This is a genomic window from Nonomuraea sp. NPDC000554 (assembly GCF_040300065.1).
Taxonomy (GTDB): domain Bacteria; phylum Actinomycetota; class Actinomycetes; order Streptosporangiales; family Streptosporangiaceae; genus Nonomuraea.
On sequence record NZ_JBEPDC010000019.1, the window covers coordinates 169,971 to 187,095 of the forward strand.

Annotated in this window: 13 protein-coding genes; 7 read left to right on the forward strand and 6 right to left on the reverse strand. The window is 72.9% G+C overall.

What is annotated here, in order from left to right:
- Positions 1-6: 6 nt before the first annotated feature.
- Positions 7-891 (reverse strand): amidohydrolase family protein, encoded by an 885-nt coding sequence (locus ABT294_RS32045; RefSeq protein ID WP_350810036.1) that lies wholly within the window; start codon positions 889-891, stop codon positions 7-9.
- A gap of 34 nt (positions 892-925) precedes the next feature.
- Between ABT294_RS32045 and ABT294_RS32050 the strand changes: the two genes are divergently transcribed.
- Complete coding sequence (locus ABT294_RS32050; RefSeq protein ID WP_350810075.1) at positions 926-1,624, forward strand: M50 family metallopeptidase; 699 nt, start codon at positions 926-928, stop codon at positions 1,622-1,624.
- Between the two features lie 43 nt (positions 1,625-1,667).
- Positions 1,668-3,218: a serine/threonine-protein kinase gene (locus ABT294_RS32055; protein WP_350810037.1), complete on the forward strand. Its 1,551-nt coding sequence runs from the start codon at positions 1,668-1,670 to the stop codon at positions 3,216-3,218.
- Here the strand turns inward: ABT294_RS32055 and ABT294_RS32060 are convergent.
- Both ABT294_RS32060 and ABT294_RS32065 read right to left on the reverse strand, forming a co-directional pair.
- Complete coding sequence (locus tag ABT294_RS32060) at positions 3,215-4,174, reverse strand: winged helix DNA-binding domain-containing protein (protein WP_350810038.1); 960 nt, start codon at positions 4,172-4,174, stop codon at positions 3,215-3,217. The two genes, ABT294_RS32055 and ABT294_RS32060, sit on opposite strands and share 4 nt — an antisense overlap.
- Before the next feature lie 49 nt (positions 4,175-4,223).
- A complete protein-coding gene (locus ABT294_RS32065) occupies positions 4,224-4,808 on the reverse strand; it encodes a TetR/AcrR family transcriptional regulator (protein ID WP_350810039.1) in 585 nt (194 codons plus the stop codon).
- A 111-nt stretch (positions 4,809-4,919) separates the two neighbouring features.
- Between ABT294_RS32065 and ABT294_RS32070 the strand changes: the two genes are divergently transcribed.
- The gene (locus ABT294_RS32070; RefSeq protein ID WP_350810040.1) at positions 4,920-6,041 is read left to right on the forward strand and encodes an FAD-dependent monooxygenase; all 1,122 of its coding nucleotides are present in this window, start codon (positions 4,920-4,922) and stop codon (positions 6,039-6,041) included.
- A gap of 109 nt (positions 6,042-6,150) precedes the next feature.
- Here ABT294_RS32070 and ABT294_RS32075 read toward each other — a convergent pair whose 3' ends face one another.
- Entirely contained in the window at positions 6,151-7,137 is a 987-nt protein-coding gene (locus ABT294_RS32075; RefSeq protein WP_350810041.1) for an AAA family ATPase, read from the reverse strand.
- Positions 7,138-7,417: 280 nt separating this feature from the next.
- Here ABT294_RS32075 and ABT294_RS32080 point away from each other — a divergent pair, with 280 nt between their 5' ends.
- The 3 genes from ABT294_RS32080 to ABT294_RS32090 all read left to right on the forward strand — a co-directional run bounded on the left by ABT294_RS32080 (position 7,418) and on the right by ABT294_RS32090 (position 13,818).
- Positions 7,418-8,617: a hypothetical protein gene (locus ABT294_RS32080; protein WP_350810042.1), complete on the forward strand. Its 1,200-nt coding sequence runs from the start codon at positions 7,418-7,420 to the stop codon at positions 8,615-8,617.
- Positions 8,614-10,440: a hypothetical protein gene (locus ABT294_RS32085; protein ID WP_350810043.1), complete on the forward strand. Its 1,827-nt coding sequence runs from the start codon at positions 8,614-8,616 to the stop codon at positions 10,438-10,440. Before ABT294_RS32080 ends, ABT294_RS32085 begins: the two co-directional genes overlap by 4 nt.
- 195 nt (positions 10,441-10,635) lie before the next feature.
- Positions 10,636-13,818, forward strand: a complete 3,183-nt coding sequence (locus tag ABT294_RS32090) for a coiled-coil domain-containing protein (RefSeq protein ID WP_350810044.1) — start codon at positions 10,636-10,638, stop codon at positions 13,816-13,818.
- Positions 13,819-14,003: 185 nt separating this feature from the next.
- Here ABT294_RS32090 and ABT294_RS32095 read toward each other — a convergent pair whose 3' ends face one another.
- Complete coding sequence (locus ABT294_RS32095) at positions 14,004-15,392, reverse strand: citrate/2-methylcitrate synthase (RefSeq protein ID WP_350810045.1); 1,389 nt, start codon at positions 15,390-15,392, stop codon at positions 14,004-14,006.
- 67 nt (positions 15,393-15,459) lie between these two features.
- On the opposite strand from ABT294_RS32095, the gene ABT294_RS32100 reads away from it, so the two are divergent.
- Positions 15,460-16,680: a LeuA family protein gene (locus ABT294_RS32100; RefSeq protein WP_350810046.1), complete on the forward strand. Its 1,221-nt coding sequence runs from the start codon at positions 15,460-15,462 to the stop codon at positions 16,678-16,680.
- Here the strand turns inward: ABT294_RS32100 and ABT294_RS50895 are convergent.
- A complete protein-coding gene (locus ABT294_RS50895) occupies positions 16,665-17,108 on the reverse strand; it encodes an FG-GAP repeat domain-containing protein (RefSeq protein ID WP_502912174.1) in 444 nt (147 codons plus the stop codon). The genes ABT294_RS32100 and ABT294_RS50895 overlap by 16 nt on opposite strands.
- Positions 17,109-17,125 lie beyond the last annotated feature (17 nt).

Genomic DNA, 17,125 nt, shown 5'->3' on the forward strand with positions numbered 1-17,125 from the left:
GCTCTATCAGATCATGGTCTGGCCGTTGCCCCAGCACACGGCCCTCAACCAGTCGTCACCCAGATCGAGCCGGTCGAGCGCGCGGAGCTGGTGCGCGTACGGGTAGGGGATGGTCGGGAAGTCGCTGCCGAGCACCACCTTCCCCGCGAGACCGAGATCAAGCAGGGCAGGTCGCAACGTGTCGGGAAATGGCATGCGGAGCTGCGAGAAGTCGGTGAAGGCCATCGTGGTGTCGAGGGCGACGCGCTCGTACCGCTGGGCCAGCGCGAAGAACGGCTCGTACTCCGGCATGCCCAGGTGCGCGATCACCAGGCGCAGACGGGGGTGCCTGCGCAGCACCTCGCCGATCGGCTCGGGGCCGACGCAGCCCCCGGGCACCGGCACCGAACTGGCGTGGACGACGACCGGCACGCCGGAGTCGGCCAGCATGCCCCAGACGGCGTCGAGCTCCTCCAGCCGGGGGTCGAAGCCGCCCACCTGAAGGTGCACCTTGAAGATCCTGGCTCCGTCAGTCAGCGCCTGCCGGACGTAGTCCACCACTCCAGGCTCGGGGTAGAAGGTCGCCGACGGGAGACATCCAGGTGTACGGCGGGCGAAGTCCAGGGTCCAGGCGTTGAGGTCGGCGGCCATGTCCGGCCGGTGCGCGTAAGCGAGGGCGGAGAAGGTCCGCACGCCCAGCTCGCGCAGCCGGGCCAGCCGCTCGTCGACCGGCCACTGGTACTCGATCTTCCAGCCGTCCCCCATCAGCGGCCCGCCGTGGTCGAAGTGGTGCCAGACCCGGCGCTCCATCCGCTCGGGCAGGAAGTGGACGTGCAGGTCGATCAGGCCCGGCACCCCGAGCGCCGCCCACCAGCCGGGCACGTCGGCGTCAGAATCATGTTCTGTGAGCACGGTCGTGACTTTACCTCGATAGGCTCATTGCTTGATGGACAAGCTGTGGGCCCACCTGATCAAGGTTCAGCCTGACCCCGACCCCTGGGTCGTGGTGGTCTCGGCACTCGTCGCGCTCGCGATCGTCTCCTTCGGCGTGACCTGGCATCTGTCCAGGGGGCTGATCACGATCGCCCACGAGGGCGGGCACGCGCTCATGGCGCTGCTCACCCGTCGCAAGCTGGAAGGCATCCGGCTGCACTCCGACACCTCCGGCGTGACCGTCACCAGGGGCAGGCCCACCGGCCCCGGCATGGTGCTCACCGCGCTCGCCGGGTACCTGGCGCCCTCGCTGCTCGGCCTGGCGGCGGCCTGGCTGACCGAGCAGGGCCGCATCACGCTGCTCATCTGGACCGTCCTGCTGTTCCTGGTGTGCATGCTGCTGCTGATCCGCAACCTGTACGGGGCGCTGATCCTGCTGGCGACGGGCGGCGCCGTGTTCGCCCTGTCGATGTACGCGCCGAGCAAGGTGCAGCAGGTCGTGGCGCTGGTGGCGGTCTGGTTCCTGCTGTTCGGCGGGGTCAGGCCGATCATCGAGTTACAGCGCAAGCGGCGCAGGCGGCAGGCCCGCGACTCCGACGCCGACCAGCTCGCCAGGCTGACGTTCCTGCCCGGCGGCTTCTACGTGTTCTTCTTCCTGCTGGTCGCCGCCGCCTCGGTGGCCGGCGGGGCGTACCTCATGAATCCCCTCTAAGGCTCTGCTTTCTCACTAAACTGGTGTGACAAGGGGGGTTGCTGTGCTGCCAGCCGAGGACGCTCCGGGGTACCGGGTACTCGATCAGGCGGGCCAGGGCGGGTTCGCCGTCGTCTACCGGGCCTATCAGGAGCGCCTCGACCGGATCGTGGCGCTCAAGGTGCTGTCGGTCGACCGGGTCGACCAGCGCACCATGCGCAGGTTCCAGCGCGAGTTGCAGCTGACCGGGCGGCTGACCGGCCACCCGAACGTGGTGACCGTCTTCGACACCGGGGTGACCCGGTCCGGCAGGCCGTACATCGCGATGGACTTCTTCGAGCACGGCTCGCTGCGCGACAAGGTCCGCAAGGAGGGCCCGCTGCCGGTGCCGGACGTCCTGCGCGCCGGGGTCAAGCTGGCGGGCGCGCTGGCCGCCGTCCACGAGGCCGGGGTGCTGCACGGCGACATCAAGCCGCAGAACATCCTCATCTCCCGGTACGGCGAGCCCGCTGTCGCCGACTTCGGCGTGGCCCGGGTGGTGGACGCCGCCGAGATCTCGGCCACGAGCCAGGCGTTCACCCCGCTGCACGCCGCCCCCGAGGTGCTCACCGGGCAGCCGCACTCGGCGGCGACCGACCTCTACTCTCTCGGCTCGACCCTCTACCACCTGCTGGCCGGGCAGCCCGCCTTCCACAGCCCGACGGACCCCTCGATCGCCCCGCTGATGTACCGGGTGCTCAGCAGCGACCCACCGCCGATCAACCGGCCCGACGTGCCGCCGGTGGTGTTCGAGATGATCCTGCGGACGATGGCCAAGCAGCCCGAGGCGCGCTTCGGGACGGCGCGCGAGTTCGCGCTGCGGTTGCAGCGCGTGCAGGCCGAGTTGGGGCTGTCGGTCACGGACCTGGTCGGCCAGGACCCCGGGCCGGGCCCGGCCATGTCGACCGTGCCGCGCCGCCAGCGTGACGACCTCCCTCCGAACGGCGTCGCGACGGGCGCCCACCTGCCCGCCCCTCCACCGAACGGCGTCGCCACCGGCGCCCACCTTCCCGCCCCTCCACCTAGCGGCATCGCGACCGGCGCTCACCTTCCCGGGCCCGCGACCGCGCCGCCCGATCATCGAGGGCCGGGACGGTTGAAGGTGCGGCTGGCCGTCGGGGCCGCCGTCGCGGTCGTGGCGCTCGCGGGCACCGGCTTCGCCGTGTTCCTGTCCAGGCAGCAGGCCGACCAGGCCGATCCCAGGACGTCCCGGGCCGCCTCGGCGCAGCCGGACGCCGACGCCCCCACGGCCCCGATCGACAAGCGGGCCGTCGCCGCGTTCGCCCCGCGCCGCGTCCAGGTGGCGTCCGACCAGGGGGCGCTGGTGGAGCTGCGGTGGACGCTGGCCGCCGACGCCCGCCGCTACCCGGTCGTGCTGCAGCGCTCGCCCGTCAAGAAGGGCGAGCAGCAGATCACCTCGCTCGGCCCCGGCGCCACCTCCGCCCGCGTGGCGGGCCTGGACCCGGACACCGGCTACTGCTTCCTCGTCGGCGTGCCGCTGCAGATCTCCAAGTCGACCACGGTCGCCTGGTCCAAGCCGGTCTGCATCAGGGGCGCGGTCGCGCGCAACGGCTAACCGGGAAGCGGCCGGCCGAGGAAGCGGCGGACGTCCGCGAGCTCGTCGTCCAGGAGGCCCGGGGGCAGGTCCCCGAAGGGGGTCACGGTGACGTCGCCGCCCCTGCGCGCCCACACGCCCGCCACCTGGCCGTCGACCAGCAGCACGGGGCGCAGGATGCCGCCGCCGGGGAACACCGCGCGGGCGTGTCCGGCGGGCACGATGGGGTCCCTGCTGCGCCAGCCGAGCAGGTACTCGTCGAACGCGGGCGCCAGCCGCACCACGGGGCCGTCGGCGGCGGGGGTGCCGGGGTCGGCGCTCAGCCGCCACCCGGCGCGCGCCTCCCCCAGGGAGAGGCCCGACCAGGCGGCCAGGTCCTCGGGGGTGGACGGCTGGTGCGCGCGCCGGTAGCGCAGGGCCAGCTCCGCCAGCGCGCGTTCCCTGTCGGGTTCGGGCCGCACGGGCGCGCCCAGCCAGTCGGCGGCGTGCACGTAGGTGGGCTTGCCCGCGCGGAGCGGCCCGAGGACGGCCAGGCCGTGGAAGGCGGCCAGCGCGACCAGGTGGACGACACCCTGCCCGCGCGCCCTGCCCGCCAGCCGCTCCTCCAGCTCCGCCTTGGTGAGCGGGCCCTGGCCGGTGAGGGCGCGGTCGATCAGTGGGAGCAGATCGTCGCCGGTGACGCCCTCCTGGCGGAGGCGGCGCAGGGTGCTCGTCTCGCGCCGGGTGAGCGCGTGCATCCAGGGCAGGTCGTCGACGTGGACGAAGTGCAGCGTGCCGCGCGGCCCCCAGGTGCGGACGATCTCGCGTCCCCGCCAGGCGGCCTCCACGTCGGAGACGGTGAGGGTGGCGGAGCGGGCGCGGAAGGCGAGGTGGGCGGCGGGCACGTCCTGCGCCTGCAGGGCGAGCAGGTGGCGGACGACCTCCCCCGCCCCGAGCCCCGGCGGGCGGTGCAGGAGCTGCGCCTCGACGCTTCTCATACCGGGATCATCCCAGCAGTCCGGCAGCGCCGGGCCCGCGTGCCCGGCCTCACCCGTCGAAGTGGGCGACGATCGCCCGCAGGCCGTCGAGCAGGTCGGCGCCGGACGGCGCGCACTCCGGGTCGTTGAGCCACTGCGTCATCGTCCCGAGCAGCAGCGCGAGGTGCACCGAGCCGACGGTGCGGACGTCGTGCTCGGCGATGCCGTCCTCGTCGCCGCCCGTGAGCCGGGCGGCGAGGCCGCGCCGGCCCTCGCGCTGCCCCGCGACGAGCTGTTCGCGCAGCTGCGGTGAGTGCTCCGCCTGCACCATGGCCTCGAGGTTGGCCAGCCACAGCGTGCGACGCTCGGTGATGGAGCTGATCATCTGCGACCACAGCGCCTCGTAGCGCTGCGCCGGTGTCGCGTCGGGGTCGTGCGCGGCGGCCATGGCCGCGCCGATCTCCTCGCCCCATTCGGCCATCGCCTCGAGCAGGGCCGCGTTGAGCAGCTCCTCTCGTGAGCCGAAGTGGTAGCCGATCGCCGCCATGCTGACTCCGCCGGCCGCCGCCGAGATGTCCCGGACGGTCGTGCGGGCCCAGCCCTTCTCCTCCAGGCAGCGGCGGGCTCCGGCGAGCAGGTCCTCGCGATTTCCCATGGACGAGATCCTACTCGGTGCCTGATGCGTGCGTACGCCTAAGACGATCGTATTGCGCATTTGCCCAATTTCTGCGTACGGTGGCACCGTTCACCGACGAGAGGACCTTCCATGCGGATCCTGATCTCCGGCGGCAGCGTCGCCGGCCCCGCCCTGGCCTACTGGCTACACCGCTACGGTCATCAGCCGACGATCGTGGAGCGGGCGCCCGCCGTTCGCGACGGCGGCGCCGCGATCGACTTCCGGGGCTCGGCCCTGGACGTCCTGGACCGGATGGGGCTGCTCGCCGACATGCACCGGCATCAGACCCGGATGAGCGCGATGACGCTGGTCGACGACGGCGGCGCGGCCGTCGCCACGCTGCCCGCCGCGGCCATCTCCGGCGAGCTGGAGGTGCTCAAGGCCGACGTCACGCGGGTCCTGTACGAGGCGACCCGTGACACCACCGAGTACCTGTTCGACAACACCATCACCGCGCTGGACCAGCAGCCCGAGGGCGTGCGGGTCGGCTTCGAACGCGGCGAGGCACGCACGTTCGACCTGGTCGTCGGCGCCGACGGGCTGCACTCGACGGTGCGCAGGCTCGCCTTCGGCCCCGAGTCGCGGTACCTGCGCCACCTCGGCATCTACGGCGCGCTGTTCACCACCGCCAACCTCCTCGGCCTCGACCACGCGGGCCTGATGTACAACACGCCGGGCCGCAGCGCGCTGGCGTTCAGCGCCCACGGCAACAGCGAGCTGCGGGTCGGCCTGTCGTTCGTCGCCGAGGAGCTCGCCTACGACCGGCGCGACCGGACGCAGCAGGAGGAGATCGTGGCCAAGCACTTCGCCGACGCCGGCTGGGAGGTTCCCCGGCTGCTGGAGGCGATGCGCGCCGCCGACGACTTCTTCTTCGACTCCTCCAGCCAGGTGCTGATGGACAGCTGGTCCGCCGGCCGTGTCGCGCTGCTCGGCGACGCGGCGTACTGTGCCGCGCCCACCTCCGGGCGCGGCACCTCGCAGGCCCTGATCGGCGCCTACGTGCTGGCCGGCGAGCTCGCCGAGTGCGCCGACCACACGACGGCGTTCGCCCGGTACGAGCAGCAGCTGCGTGACTACGTCGAACGCAACCAGCGGCACGGGCGGGCCGCGGCCCGCTGGTTCTTCCAGTCACCGACCGACGAGGCGGTGGACTCCCTCGCCGAGGTCGTCGACGACCACGTGCCGCTCAAGCAGTACCCGTCCGCGTCCTGATCGGCCGCCCTGATCAGCCGTCCCGATCAGCCGTCCCGATCAGCGCAGGAGCAGGCGGCGGCGGAGGCGGGCCGGCAGCGGGGTGCGGGCGCGTGCGGCGCAGCCGGCATCAGGCCGCCTGCGGCACCGGCATCCCGGCGAGGATCTCGCCGAGCACGTGCGCCGCGGTGACCTCGCGCAGTTCGGCCTCGGGGGTGAGGATCAGCCGGTGCGCGATCACCGGCACCGCCAGGGCCTTGACGTCCTCCGGGACCACGTAGTGGCGTCCGGCCGCGGCGGCCTTGACCCTGGCGGCGCGCAGCAGCGCCAGGCTGCCCCGGGGGCTCGCGCCCAGGCGCAGGTGGGGGCTGGTGCGGGTGGCGGCGCACAGGGCCACGATGTAGTCGTAGACGGGGTCGGCGACGTGGATGCGGGTGGCGAAGTCGATCATCCCGGCGACGTCCGAGCTGCGGGCCGCCACCGGCAGCCGCTCGACCTGCGGCCCCGTCGGCATGCCCTTGAGCACCTCGACCTCCGAGACGTGGTCGGGGTAGCCGACGGAGATCTGCATGAGGAACCGGTCGAGCTGGGCCTCGGGCAGCGGGTACGTGCCGTCCATGTCGACCGGGTTCTGCGTGGCCACCACCAGGAACGGCCTGGGCACCGGGTGCGGCTCGGCGTCCACCGTGACCCTGCGCTCCTCCATGACCTCCAGCAGCGCCGACTGCGTCTTCGGCGAGGCGCGGTTGATCTCGTCGGCGAGCACGATGTTGGCGAAGACCGGGCCGTGGTGGAACTCGAACTTCTGGTGCGCCTGGTTGAAGATCGACACGCCGGTGATGTCGCTGGGCAGCAGGTCCGGGGTGAACTGGATGCGCCGCCACTCCGCGTCCACGCTGGCCGCCAGCGACCTGGCGAGGGTGGTCTTGCCTGTACCCGGCACGTCCTCGATGAGCAGGTGCCCCTCGGCGAACAGGCAGATCAGGGCCAGCTCGATGGCTTCGCGCTTGCCGCGGATGATGTTCTCGATGTTGCCGGCGAGCAGTTGGAAGCGCTGGGCGAACTGCCCCGCCAGCGCCGCCGGCTGCTGTTGCTGGTACGGCTCCTGGTTGTACAACCGAGTCCCCTTCTCAGTCAGTGCACTCGAAGAGCGGCCTTTCCGGGAAGCCGCCTCCGCCCGGCGTGGCCACCAGCGTGTCGTTCAGGTAGCCGTGGCTCGATCGCCCCGGAGCCCACGGATCCGCAATCCATCACGCTCCCGGTATATGCGATTACTTTGTGATTTCCCCGTTTTATCGGGCATCACGATAGCGCGCAGTCGCCCCATGTGCATGAGTACTCGCTGGTGGTCGCGTTGGGTGCCGAGAGTGTCGGTGCGAAGCCGTACCTTAGTGCGCGTGCCAGAAGAGCTCCTGACCCTCGACGCCGCCCTTTCGGAGGAGGCGGTCCTGTCGACGTACCGCCGGATGTTCGCGGCGCTGGCCCGCGACAGCGGGGCGGTCGTCGACGATCCCGCGCTGGTCGACATCGCCGAGACCCTGTTCGCGGCGTTCGCCGAGGCGGGCGAGGAGTGGCTGACGCACGAGCAGATGCGCTTCGCCTGCCGCGCCCACCCCGCCGACCGGTTCGACAACCGGCTGCGGGTGCTCAAGGGGCTCGGCGCGATCCGCGAGGTGTTCCCCAAGCCCAACCAGCTCCGCTACCGCGCGTCGTTCACCAGCGTCGTCGGCCTGATGTTCATCAGGCGGATGATGGACGACGGCGGCCAGTCCGAGATGCACCGGCTGCTGGCGCTCGAAGACCTCAACGTCGCCGACCCGCGCACCACCATGGAGGAGGCCAGGGCCAGCGCCGTCAACCTGGCCCGCGCGTTCCGGCTGTGGGCGCTGGAGCTGATCACGCTCACCACCGGCACCATCGAGGAACTGCGCGAGCAGGCGCCCAAGCTGTGGGGCACGGAAGAGATCGCGCGCCGGGCGCAGAGCCTGCACGGCACGATCCTGACCCGCTGGCCTGACCTCGACCGCGTCTGCACCGACCTGCGGGCGGCCATCTACGCCTACAGCGACGCCTCCCGCCGGGCCGCGGGCCGGCTCGCCGACTCGGCAGGCACCACCCGCAACCTCACCCTGCTGCCCACCGAGACGTGGCGCACCTTCGCCCAGACCGCGTCCAGGGAGCAGCTGGCGGCGGTGCTCGACGGCTTCGTCTTCGACACTCCGGCGCCCTGGCACGACCCGGCGGCGATCGTCCGCGCGGTCGACGAGGCCCCGCGCCCCGCCCCCGCCCATCCCACTCCCCCGCGCTCCGCGCTGCCCGACCCCGGCCCCGAGGGGTCCCTCGACTCGTCGCCGACGGCCGCCGTCGAACGGCTGACCTCGATGGCGGAGTCGCTGCTCGGCGCGGAGTCCAGGGTGGCGCTGGCCGACGTGCTCGGCGCCGACTGGCCCTCGGCCCGCCGCCTGCTCGCCGACCTGACGACGATCGACCTGCGTCCCGAGCTTCCGTACCGCCTGACCTGGTCCGACACCCTCACGGTCGACCCGGCCCGCGAACCGGCCTGGCTCTCCCACGGCTACCTGGAGCGCACCCCATGACCGACCCGCTCCGCGCCGGGAGCCGCACCCCGGCGTCCCCCAGGCGCGCCGCGCCCCCGGCCGACGACGCCGTGGCGCACGTGCGCGCCCGCTCGGGCGGGCCGCTCAGGCTGGCCTCCGGAGCACCCGCGCCCGCCGGGATGGTCCGGCTGACGCGCCCCGACTCCACGGGGCAGGCCGTGCCGGTGTGGCCCGACGGGGTGACACCGTCGCTCCTGGAGGAGTACCAGGTGGCGGCGATCCCGGTGGAGCGGTCGGGCGAGACGCGGCGGGTCCTCGCGGCCTGCCTCAAGTGCTGCTGGGCCGACCTGTCGACCGACCCGTGGCCGGGCCGTCCCGCCCCGGTCGAGTTGGTCCTCGACACCTACCGGGCCCTGATCGGCCGCGCCGACGACCTGATGCGCAACTGGGCGATCGGCGCGCTGCGGCGTCTGCACGACTCGGCCTGGATCGTCATGGCCGACGGCCTGGTGGCCCTCGGCCCGCGCTGCGCCCTGTGGCCCGTCGAATCGCACAACCAACTGAAGGAGCTGGTCCGCCGCCTGCCGGAACCGCAGCGGCCCGAGCTCACGGTGGTGGCCGACGCCGACATCGTCGCCGCCGCCCACCCCGCTCCCACCCAGGCCTCTTCCGCTGGGGCACCGGCCGGCTCCCCCACACCAACGGCAACCGGGGGCGGGGCTCCGCCGGCGACAGGGGCCGACGCGGGCTCCTCGCCTTCGCACACGACCGATCCAGGCGATCCGGCATCGCACACGGCCGACGCGGACCACCCGGCATCGCACACGGCCGACCCGGACCACCCCGCGTCGCACGCGACTGACGCGGATGATCCTGCGTCGCGCGCGAGTGGTGCCGACAGCCGGCCGTCGCGGGCGACCGGTGTGGACCGCTCGCTGGATTCGGCCACTCTGCCGGCTCCTGCCGGGATCGGCGGGCGGGTTGAGGGTGGCACGGCGGAGTTCGACGATCTCCTGGACGGCTACGACGAGCGTCGTCGCGCCGAGCTGGTCGCGGCGTTCATGGTGGTGGAGCACGCCGCCGAGCCGGCGCAAGAGGCTCGCTTCGGCGCTCTCCGCGACCCAGCGCTCCGCCACACTCTCAGCGAGATGCTGGCCAGGCGGGGGCGCACGCTCGTCCAGTACCGGGAACGCTGGACTTCGGGCTACGACGACGAGGCGGCGGCCCGTGCCCACGCCACCCGAGGCGGCACCGGCCCCGCCCTCCCTCTCACCGTCTCGCTCGCGTCCGAAGACGTCACGGCGGGCGCGTCCGGGACGAACGCGAAAGACGCCCGCCAGGACAGCGCGACCGACAAGGCCGACCCGACCGACCCGACGCAGCCCCACACCCCGGCAGCTCCTACCAGCGGCGCGAGTTCCGCCGACCCGGCAGGCTCGGCCGGGGTGGCGGGCTCGGCCGGGGTGGCGGGGGCTGGGCTCGGGGTGGCGGGGGCTGGGCTCGGGGAGAGCGAGCGGGCCGTGCTCACCCTGGTGCTCGTGCACTCCGTGGCGATTCCACGAGCCGAGGGGTTGCTGCCCGAGGACACGTGGGTCTCGCCGCACCCGACGCCGGTCGACGAGCTGCGCCGCCACACGCAGGTGCCGATCGGAGAGCTGGAGTCGGCGCTGCGCGTGCTGCGCCATGCCGGGCTGGTCGCGCAGGTGAAGGCCGGGGAGGAGGCGGGCGGGTACGTGCCCGGCCCGCAGTTCCACCGGCTCACCCAGGCGGCGCGGCGGCGTCTGCAGGAGGAGCTGATCCTGGCGGCAGGCCCGCACACTCCCCTGGCCGCGGCCGTCCGAGCCCGAAGGTCGGCCGGGTGAACGCGGCCGGTGATGAACGCCACAGACCGAACCAGGACGGCCAGCGAACAGCCGGTGTCGGTCGATACAGACCGAACCAGCGCAACCAGCAACAAACGGTGACGCCACGGACTGAACCAGGACGGTCGTCGGCGAGCGACCGGCGATGAGCGTGACGAAAGATCGAAGGGCTACGGGGGGGCAGAGGTGTCGCAGGTGGAGAACGTCGTCGGAGACCGGGTGCTGATCGCTGTGCAGGCGGTCAACATCTCACGGCTCTCGACCCATCCGGTGCCGACCGTCCCCGGCACACTCATCGTCGTCGCCGGCGCCGGGCCGAAGGACTCCAACGGCGCCGGTAAGTCGTCCTTCATCGCGTCGATCACCGCGTTGCTCGGCGACGAGCAGTGGCGGTTCGCGTCCGGCGCCAAGGCGGTGTCGGAGCTGCTGTTCAACGCCGAACTGGCCAGCGGCGCGAGCGGCCGCCAGTGGGCCAGCGCCGACCACGGCTACATCGTGGGCGTCTTCGGCCCCGCCGGCCCCCACCAGGACATCGAAGGGCCGCCCGCCCTCGCCGCCGCGGCCACGCTGACCGACGACGCCGACAGGGCCGCGGGAGCGACAGGCGTCGGTGTCTCCACCGTTGACGTCCTCACAGGCGAGGACGGCGGGGAGCTCTTCGACGTGCCCGACACGTCCGGCGGGGCTGTCACTGTGTGGCTCAAGGTGAACCAGGAAGCGCCGCACCTGGAGATCCGGTGGCGGGCCGGACTGCATCTGGCGTCCGCCTCGTCCGAGGCCGAGCGGGTGGCGCGGGCGGACGAGATCTGGGCGTCGCTGCCGAAGTCCGCCGGGCGCCGGGACGTCGTGGCTCGCGACCTGACCAAGGTGCTGTACGGCGACCGGGTCCGGTGCGTGTCGTTCCTGTCGACGTCGGTCCGGAGCAAGGTGGCCACGAACCTGCTCTCCCAGCCGCTCAACGAGATCTCACCCGAGCGGGTCTTCGAGGCGATCGCCGCTCTGACGGGGCTCGACGCCGAGCTGGAGCAGGAGCGGGAGGCCCGGCGCGACGAGCACGCCAAGCGGGTCCGCGCAGCCCAGGCGGGTGACCGGCTGGCGGAGTTCGAGACGGAGTCGAGGGCGCTGCTGGCCACGTTCGACCGGCGCGACCAGGCCAGGATCCGGCTGGCGGACGCGTTGCGGTGCTGGCGCGGCAGGCAGGCGCGCAAGTTGGCCGACGCCGCCGACAGGGACGAGCAGCTCGCCGCCGACCTGGAACAGCACAGGGCGGCGGGCGAGACGGCGGCGGAGGCGATCGCCACGGTCAAGGCGGAGATCGCGACCCTGAAGGACGACACGCTGGACCGCCGGGTCGCGGAGGCCCGCAAGGAGCTGACCGTGCTCCAGGCGAGGGCGGCGAAGCTGGAGGCCGACCGGGCGGTGGCGGAGAACTCGGCCGACGAGCTGCGCGCGGGGATCCCGGCGCTGGAGGAGACGCGCCGCTTCGCCGACGGCCGCGACGTCCCTACGGCGGAGCGGGAGCTGCGGGACGTGCGGCTCCGGCTCAACGAGGCGCTGAAGGCGCTCGGGGTGGCGGATCGCGAGGTGGCCTCGGCCCAGTCCGCGCTCGACGACGCCGAGGGCGGCCCCGCCGCGGCCCAGCTCAACGCGCTGGCAGGCGCGGGCATCGCCGCGACGGGCCTCCTGGACGCCCTCGACGTGGCCGAACAGGCTCGCGACCACGCCGGCACCACCACGGCGACCACGCCCGGCGGACCTCACGGCCCGGGAACCACCGGCGGGCCCCACGGGTCGGGCGCGGCCCCGGCCGATGGGGCGGCCGGTGGTCCCGACGGCGGCGGCAGGCCGGTCGGCGGGCTGATGATCGGGTCGCGGGGGTGGCCGGACGAGCACGCGGTGATCGTCGACGCCGGGCAGCTCGACGAGGCCGCCAGGGCGCTCGCGGCGCTGCCGGGGTCGGTGCTGGTCAGCGCCGCCGGGGTGAGCGTGGTCGGGGCCTTCGACGGGGTCGCCACCGGGCGCGAGGCGCGCATCAAGGCCGCCGAGCACCGCCTGCACAGGGCGAGGGACGTCCAGGAGAGCGCGGCGCAGGCCGTCCGCGATGCGGAGGAGGACCTCGCGGAGGCGCAGCGGCGGCTCGAAGGCGCGCAGGCGGGGGTGCGGCTGGCCGAGTTGGAGAGGCGGCTGGCCGAGCGGCGTGAACGGCTGGCGGAGCTTGTCGGTGCGCTGGAGGAGCTGACGCCGAAGGTGGCCGAGGCCGAACGGCAGGCGGGCGCGCTGGACTTCCGGGCCCGGACGCGCGACATGGAGATCGAGCGTCTGGACGCCCGGCGTCAGCGGCTCGAAGGCGAGCGGGCGCAGGCGCGCGAGCAGGAGACCAAGGTCGGCGGCGAGCGGGCGGGGCTGAAGCTCGACGCGCTGGCCGCCGACTGGGGCGGCACCGTCGAAGCCGCCCGCGAATGGCTGAAGGCGCTGCCCGACGAGGAACGTCCGCGCACGGCCGAGGAGTGGTGGCGGATCGCCGAACGCCTCTTCGACCAGGCGCTGCGCGACACCTACACCGAGGACGAGGAGGAGATCCCCGAGGAGCTCCGGTTCCTGCTGGCGGAGCGGGGCGGGAGCGCGGCCCGGGAGCAGGCGACGTTCGCGGCCGTGTGCGGGGCGCTGGCGTCGTACCTGCGAGGGCAGGAGGAGTACGAGAAGCACCAGCGCCGGCAGATCGAGGCGCAGCTCGTGTCGCGGCAGCGTGACCTGGCGGCGGCCGACAAGGGCGCCGAGGAGGCGGCGCAGTCCACGGCGGTGCACCGGGCGGCGCTCACGGCGGCGATCAAGGCGCGGCTGACGCGGGTGTCGGAGGAGTTCGAGAAGCTCGACACCTCCTACGGCGGGTACGGGGCGACGCTGGAGTTCCCGGTACCGCCCGCTCCGGCCGATCCGGAGCAGCGGTGGCAGTGGCGGGTGACGCCGAAGTGGCGGCGCGGCGAGGGGCAGGGGTTCGTCCCGTACAACCGCCGGGCCAACACGGCGCTCATGGACGAGAAGGCCGTCAAGCTGGTGTGCGCGGCGGCGATCGCGTCCTCAGGAGGCGGGCACCTGTGTCTGGTGCTCGACGAGCTGGGCCGCAACCTGGGCAAGGAGCACCGCAGGGAGGCGGTCGCGCTGTTCCGCAGGATCGGCGAGACGTACGGCATCACGGTGATCGGGGCGCTGCAGGACGACATGGAGCCGTACGCGATCGACGCGTGCGGGCAGTACATCAAGTTGCGCAGGTCGTCGGACGCGATGCCGTACAACGAGCCGCCGGTGATCGTCGGCCACGACCAGCACGCCGACCGCGTCCGAGCTCTGGCGGCCTACGTGGACCGGAGCGGCCACTGACATCTCCGTCCGCGCCCACCCGACGCTGAGGGCGAGCGGCGTGTGGGCAGCGCTCGCACCAGTATGCGGCGCATGTCACCTCTGCGTCGGTGCCACCACCGCCCTCAAGGCTGAGATGGTGCCCGTAACAGCAAGCGGCACGTAACCTCAGTCGCGCCGACGGCGACGGCGACGGCGACGGGAGGTTACCTGGGGGGCGGGCCGGTGTAGGAGGCGCGGAGGCGGAGGAGGGTGCCTTTGGCGTACTCCTCCATGGCGTGCGCCAGCCAGCCCACCGTCCTGGCGACGGCGAAGATGGCTTCGCCCGCCCCCGGCACCATCCCGCCGACCGCGACGAGGGCGGCGAGCGCGAAGTCGACGTTGCGCTCGGGGAGCCTGCGCCTGCGGACCTCGTCCAGGACGGCGACCACGGCGGCGAGCCGCTCATGCTCGGGCGACGCCTCCCGCACCAGGTCGAGCAGCAGGCTGCCGCGGGCGTCGCCGTTCTTGTAGACGCTGTGCCCGAAGCCGGGGATGCGCTCGCCGCGCCGCACCCGGTCGGCGACCACGCGCGCCGCCAGGCCCGGCTCGGACACCTCGGCCAGCAGCCGCTCGGCCCCGTACGCCGCGCCGCCGTGCAGCGGGCCGCCGAGTACACCCAGCCCGGTGAGCACCACGGCGTACGGGTCGGCCTTGGCGGACGCGGCCACCCTGGCGGCCAGTGTCGAGGCGGCCAGCTCGTGGTCGGCGAGCAGCACGAGCGCGGCCCGCAGCGCGTCGAGCAGGCCGGGCGTGGCAGGGTGCGGGGTCAGCCGCGCCCACAGCCGTTCGGCGATCGACTCCCCCTGTGGTTCGCCTTCCTCCGGCAGCGCGTCCACCAGACCGGCCACGAGCCGCCGGCCAGTGGCGGCCACGGAGGCGGGGTCGAGCTGGTACCGCAGCGAGTCGGACGCCCCGAGCACCGTGGTGATCACCTGCAGCCGGTCGAGCGGCAGCAACCCAGGGGGCAGCCCCCGCTGGGCGGCGACGGCCGCCCGCAACGCCTTCTTCTCGCATCGCCACGGCACCCCCGCCCCGCTCCCACCATCACCACCCACCGGACGAGAACCACTGCCCCCGGAGCCAGCCGCCGGACGCGAACCGCCTCCCCTGGAACCAGCCGCCAACCCCGGACCGCCTCCCCCGAAGTCGGCCGCCAGCCCTGGACCGCCTCCCCCGAAACCGGCACCAGGATGCGGACTGCTTCCCCCGGAGCCGGGCCTCTGACGCAGGCCGGTGGGAGGGGCGCCTGTCCAGAGCCATTCGGCGACCTCTTCGAAGCTCGCGGTCGTCGCCAGAGCCAGGGCGTCGTAACCGCGGTAGTAGGGACGGTCGGCGCCAAGCGCGGTGACCGCCGACTCGATCACCAGCTCCGGCGGCTGGTTGCGAGGACGGCCGCGCCTCGCCAACTGCTCGATCTCGTCGGCGTCGAACAGGCTGCGGCGGCCGTCCTCGCCGTGGCGGCGCTTCAGGACGCCCCTGCTCACGTAGGCGTACAGCGTGGCGGGCTTGACGCCGAGCCGTTCGGCGGCCGTGGCCGCGTCGATCCACTCCACACCCAACCTCCCATGTTGACGAAAATCAATATTGATACATATTGAGGCAAGATGTCAACGTAGGAGCATGCCAAAAGTTCACTTCCTCGACGTGACCAACCGGGACGGCGTGCAGACCGCGCGCACCGGCCTGTCGAAGTTCGGCAAGACCATGGTCAACTTCTATCTGGCCAAGCTCGGTGTGGCGCAGTCCGAGATCGGTTTCCCCTTCCTGTTCCACGAGGTGCCCTACGTCCGGGCGCAGGTGGCGCTGGCCGAGGCGGGGGCGTTCAACGACCTGCGGTTGTCGGGCTGGTGCAGAGGTGTGCCCCAGGACGTGGAGAAGGCCGCGCCGCTCGGCCTCAAGCACTACAACCTGTCGATCTCCACGTCCGACTACATGATCCAGAACAAGTTTCGCGGGCGGCTCGACCGGGCGGCGATCATCAGGGAGATGACCGCCGCGGTCCGCGCCGCGAAGGCGGCAGGGGCGCAGACGGTCGGGGTGAACGCCGAGGACGGGTCGCGCACCGACGACGGGTTCCTGCTGGAGTTCGCGCTGGCCGCCAAGGAGGCGGGCGCGGACCGGGTGCGGTACTGCGACACGATCGGCGGCGACACGCCCGACAGGATCCGCGAGCGGTTCGCCAAGCTGGCGTCGGCCACCGGCATGCCGGTCGAGACGCACTGCCACAACGACCTGGGGCTGGCCGTGGCCAACTCGGTCGCGGGCGCGCTCGGCGACCTGGAGGCGGGCCAGGACGCCTGGATCAACACCTGCGTGAACGGCATCGGTGAGCGCTCGGGCAACGCCGACCTGCTGTCCACGATCCTCGCCTTCGAGCACGGTTTCGGCCTGAACGCGAAGCTCGGCGACGCCATCGACCTGTCGTGGGCCCGCAGGTTCGGGCTCTGGGCGAGCTACGCGTTCGGGCAGCCGCTCCCGTACAACCAGGTGGGTGTCGGGCGCAACGCGTTCGCGCACGAGAGCGGCATCCACGCCGACGGCGCGCTGAAGGACCACGGCAACTACGAGCTGTACGACGAGGCGACGCTGGGCCCGTTCCCAGAAGACTGGCACGCGCGTGCCGGACGCGTGGTCCTGACCGGCGAGTACGGCGGCAAGGCCGGGTTCAGGCACGTCATGGACGGGCTCGGGGTCGAGGTGCGGGACGAGGAGACGGCGTTCCGGCTGGTCCAGCTCTGCAACGCGATGACCGGCCGCCCGCTGACCGACGACGAACTACGACTGATCGCGACCTACCCGCGCGAACTGTCGCTACTCTTCCCAGGCTACGAAACCGCCTGACCCTCCCGACGCAGACGACCCGACACAGACGGCCCGACACAGACGGCCCGACGCAGGCGGCTGAGCGGCGCCACCGGCTGAGCGGCGCGAGCACATCGGGGCCGGTCGCCGGCCACGCCCTGTGGTGCCCGGGCGCTACCTGGGGAAGCTGGAGGTCTCGAAGCTGCCGGCGGTCCGGCTCCCGTTCCAGACCTGAACTGGTTGCCCAACGAGATCAGCACCACCTCGTCCCGGCCGTCGTGGTCGTAGTCGCCCGAGACGGCCGGGGTCGCGCGCGTCCGGAGTTCCGCGCCGCGGCGCAGCCCCTGCGGGCCACCCCAGAAGACGCGCGGACGGGAGGGACTCCCGTCGTAGGGCCAGCCGCCGCCGATGACCAGATCGTCCCGCTCGTCCCCGTTGAGGTCGGCCGTCACCGCGACACCTCTCACCCCGGCGAAGCGCTGGC